Genomic DNA, 4,111 nt, shown 5'->3' with positions numbered 1-4,111 from the left:
GCCTTCGCCCAGAAGCGCAACGAAGAAGACATCGCAGCCTTCGCGCAGCAGCGCCGCCCCGACCTGGCCGGCGCCAACGCCGTAGCCGTCCGCCTTGAGCACACCTGCGCAGGCAACATCGCCCAACCGCGCCTTCAGCCGCCGGTAGTTTTCACGGATTGCACCGAGATCGATGGTGAGGATGGCCCCAGCCGCCACTTCGCTTGTGGCGGTGACCTCTTCTGGCGGCGACTTTTGGGGGGCGTCGTTCATGGCGACCCTTCGCGTGCTAGTGATACATCAATAGGACCGCCGGGCCGGCGCGGCAACCGCGGTTGTTGTATAGCGGCTATTGCACCAGATGCCGGAATGCCGTCACCACATCCTCATAGACATGGCGCTTGAACGGCACGATCAGGTCGGGAAGGTCCTGCATAGGCCGCCATGCCCATTTGTCGAACTCTGCGGTGTGGCCACCCGGCGGCGGGTTGATCTGGATCTCGCTGACATCGCCGTGGAAGCGAAAGGCGAACCATTTCTGCGTCTGGCCGCGATACCGGCCCTTGAAGGCGATGCCGACGAGATGGTCCGGCAAATCATAGTTGATCCAGTCCGGCGCCTCGGCCAGCAGCGAGACGCCCCGCATGCCGGTCTCCTCATAGAGTTCACGCTCGGCCGCTTGCAACGGCTCCTCGCCGTCGTCGATGCCGCCCTGCGGCATCTGCCAGAGCTGTGTCGTGCCGGCGAATTCGCTGTCCGGTTCGGCGATGCGATGCCCGACCCAGACCAGCCCATCGGCGTTGAGGATCATCAGCCCGACGCAGGGACGATAAGGCAATTTTTCGCGGTCGATTTTTTTTGTCTTTTGCATCAGTCAGTCTTTCCAGCCGTCTTACGATGGCTAGCCTTTTTGCGGATCTATAGCCACCGCTGAAATCGGCACGATCTCTATGCCGCGCTTCTTGGCCTCGACCACCCAGGACGACACGGTATCGACCGTCAAGTCGAAGGCCGAACCGATGCCGACGGCAGTGCCTTTGGCCCGCGCGGTCGCCTCCAGGCTGTCGAGCTTCTTCAGGATTTCGCCGCGATCCTGCACGGCATCGATCGCCATGTCGCCGGCGACGAAGGGCACGCCGTCCTTCAGCGCCAGGTCCGGCGCCAGGCTGCGAGCCGACGAGCCGTCATCGATATAGGCAAGGCCGCGTTTGCCGAGTTCGGCCATGAACGGCTCCATCGCCGCCGCGTCGGCGGAAAAGCGGGCGCCCATATAGTTCATGACGCCGGTATAGTTGGTCGTCCGCGACAGCGCCCAGTGCAGGCTTTTCAGGTTCTCATCCGCGCTCGCCGCCACCGTCAGCGTGTTGCGTCCCGGATTTACCTTGGGAAAGTCGAACGGTTCGAGCGGCACCTGCATGACGATCTCGTGGCCGCTCTGCCTGGCTGCCTGCATCCACCGGCCGATGCTGTTGCCTTGCGGCGCGAAAGCCAGCGTCACCTCCGCCGGCAGCTTGGCGATGGCCGCCTGGGTGCCGGTCTGCGAAACCGAAAGCCCGCCGATGACGATCGCCACCCGTGCGCCGCGCCCGCCCGACCAGGGCCGCGCATAGACGTCGAACGGCCGCCTGCCATCCGTGGCGCGCACCGGCAACGGCCCGGTCTCGCTGGTCTCGATCAGCGCCTTGTCTGGAATATGCGCGATCTTCAGGTTCTGGCCGATAGTCGACGGATCGCGAATGACGATCGCTGCCTTGGGCGGCCCATCGCCCTCCTCCGTCTGCACATGGATGATCTGCGGCCCGCCTGATTTGACCGGCGCCTCCGGCTTCGGGGTCGATGCGGGCGGCGCAGGGGCAGGCTCGGCCGCCGCGGTCACTTTCGGCGTTGAAACGGCAACCTCTTGCGGCTTTCTAAACGGCTTTTCCCTGAGCGCGATCGCGCCGGAGACGCCGGCCACCGCCAGCACGGCCACTGTCGCCATGATCGCACTGCCGCTGATCTTGCCGGCGGCGCGCGGCGACCGGACTGCCTGTCCGAGCGGGCGTTCGATGTCCTTGCCGATATCAGCCAAGCCTAATCCCCGGGCACATGGCTCCGAAGACGAAGCCGCTTCGAAAAGACATGCGCGAATTCATCAATCCCGGCGCACCCCGCGCCATGTCTCGGGAGCTTTGCCTCGCCCCCCGAATCAAACTGCCGGAACCTCTCGGTCCCGGCAGCATCGCATTGCTTCCATCTGGCTCAAACAGAAAGATGGGGCGGCGCGTGCGCCGCTCCAGATCCTTACTGGTTGAGAACCGCCTTTTGCGGATTGGGCGGGAAGGACGGATCGGTCTTCTGGCCACGCAGCAGCTGCTCGGCATAGATGAGCTGCAGATCGTCTTTCGGATCCGGCGGCACATAGGCCGCCGAGCCCGAACCCGTCGTGCTCTCGTCGGCGCCCTTGATATGGCCCTTGAGATCGGATTCGCCACGTGTCAGATCCCTGCCCTGCAGTTCCGGCGGCAGTGGCTGTTCGACCTTGATGTCCGGCGTGATGCCCTTGCCCTGGATCGACTTGCCGGACGGCGTGTAATAGAGCGCCGTCGTCAGCCGCAGCGCACCATTCTCGCCGAGCGGAATGATGGTCTGCACCGAACCCTTGCCGAAGGACTGCGTGCCGACCACCGTGACACGGCGCAGGTCCTGCAGCGCGCCGGCGACGATTTCCGACGCACTGGCCGAACCGCCATTGACCAGGACGATCATCGGCTTGCCGTTGATGTCGTCGACCTGCTTGGGCTTGGCGTCGAAGCGGGTGACGTCCTTGGGGTCGCGGCCGCGCGTCGAGACGATCTCGCCGCGGTTGAGGAAGGCATCGGACACGCTCACCGCCTGGTCGAGCAGGCCACCTGGATTGAGGCGGAGATCCAGAACGTAGCCCTTCAGCTTGTCGTCGGGAATCTGCTTCTTGATGGTGTCGATGGCGTTCTCGAGGTCGTCATAGGTCTTTTCGGTGAAGGAGGTGATCTTCATGTAGCCGATGTCGTTCTCCACCCGGAACTTGACCGCCTTGACCTTGATGATGTCGCGCACGACCGTCAGTTCGATCGGCTTGTCGGCGCCCTGGCGCAGGATGGTCAGCTTGATCGGCGTGTTGACCAGGCCGCGCATCTTGTCGACCGCATCGTTGAGGGTCAGGCCGCGAACCTCTTCGCCGTCGATCTTGGCGATGTAGTCGCCGGCCAGCACGCCTGCCTTGGCGGCCGGCGTGTCGTCGATCGGCGTGATCACCTTGACCAGATCGTTCTCCATGGTGACCTCGATGCCGAGGCCGCCGAACTCGCCCTTGGTCTGGACGCGCATATCCTGCGCCTGCTCGGCATTCATGTAGGAGGAGTGCGGGTCAAGCGAGGCCAGCATGCCGTTGATGGCATTCTCGACCAGCGACTTGTCGTCGGGCGGTGTCACATACTGTGCCCGCACCCGCTCGAAGATATCGCCGAAGATCGCCAGTTGCTTGTAGGTCTCCGACCCTGCAGCGTTCGCCGCCGAGCCGGGCGCGCCATAGACCAGGCTCATGGCGGACGCGCCCATCAGCGCACCGGCAAACAGAAGCGACAGTTTCCGCATTATTCACGTCCTTCCAGAAAAACGGTCCGCCCACCATGGGGCCGGATCGACGGGTTTTCCATCCTTGCGGAACTCGACATAGAGTTCCGGCGTGGCATTTCCATTCTTCGAAACCGAGGTGCTCGCCACCCGGGCCTCTCCCATCGCACCGATCGGCTCTCCTGCAAGCACTGATTGACCGGTCGCGACGCTGATTCTGCTCATCCCCGCCAAAACGACATGATAGCCGTCGCCTGCGTTCAGGATCAAGAGTTGACCATAAGAGCGAAACGGCCCCGCATAAAGCACATTTCCATCCGCCGGCGCGGTAACGATGGCTCCCGATTGTGTCGCAACCATGTCGCCAAGCATCACCGCGCCGTTACCGTCATCGGCGCCGAATCGCCGCTTGATACGGCCGGTCACCGGCAGCGCGATCTGTCCCTGAAGGGCCGAAAAGGGCACCGCGGCGGCAAGTTGGTTGCTTTCCGGAACGGGCAGCGACGCCAGTTCCGCCGGCGCCGATGTGTTGTCGCCATCC

At 63.8% G+C, this 4,111-nt stretch carries 5 protein-coding genes; all 5 read right to left on the bottom strand.

Features of this window, described 5'->3' with window-relative positions; all coding sequences use genetic code 11:
- On the bottom strand, nt 1–252 hold a 252-nt coding region (locus EN750_RS21460), incomplete at its 3' end, for an alanine racemase (RefSeq protein ID WP_189526364.1).
- A gap of 76 nt (nt 253–328) precedes the next feature.
- Entirely contained in the window at nt 329–850 is a 522-nt protein-coding gene (locus EN750_RS21455) for an RNA pyrophosphohydrolase (RefSeq protein ID WP_127397575.1), read from the bottom strand.
- Nucleotides 851–880: 30 nt separating this feature from the next.
- Nucleotides 881–2,050: a divergent polysaccharide deacetylase family protein gene (locus EN750_RS21450; RefSeq protein WP_127397574.1), complete on the bottom strand. Its 1,170-nt coding sequence runs from the start codon at nt 2,048–2,050 to the stop codon at nt 881–883.
- Between the two features lie 212 nt (nt 2,051–2,262).
- Nucleotides 2,263–3,594: a S41 family peptidase gene (locus EN750_RS21445; RefSeq protein WP_024502881.1), complete on the bottom strand. Its 1,332-nt coding sequence runs from the start codon at nt 3,592–3,594 to the stop codon at nt 2,263–2,265.
- Nucleotides 3,595–4,111, bottom strand: a 517-nt coding sequence (locus tag EN750_RS21440) for a peptidoglycan DD-metalloendopeptidase family protein (RefSeq protein ID WP_145967816.1), incomplete at its 5' end; no start/stop codon positions are given.

Source organism: Mesorhizobium sp. M7A.F.Ca.ET.027.03.2.1 (assembly GCF_003999175.1).
Lineage (GTDB): Bacteria > Pseudomonadota > Alphaproteobacteria > Rhizobiales > Rhizobiaceae > Mesorhizobium.
The sequence above is the reverse complement of the archived record's forward strand: the minus strand, read 5'-3'. Positions and strand labels throughout refer to the sequence as shown.

What these genes read in the sequence shown, in the direction of transcription:
- EN750_RS21455 (WP_127397575.1), bottom strand. Translation starts at nt 850, where the DNA reads ATGCAAAAGACAAAAAAAATCGACCGCGAAAAATTGCCTTATCGTCCC.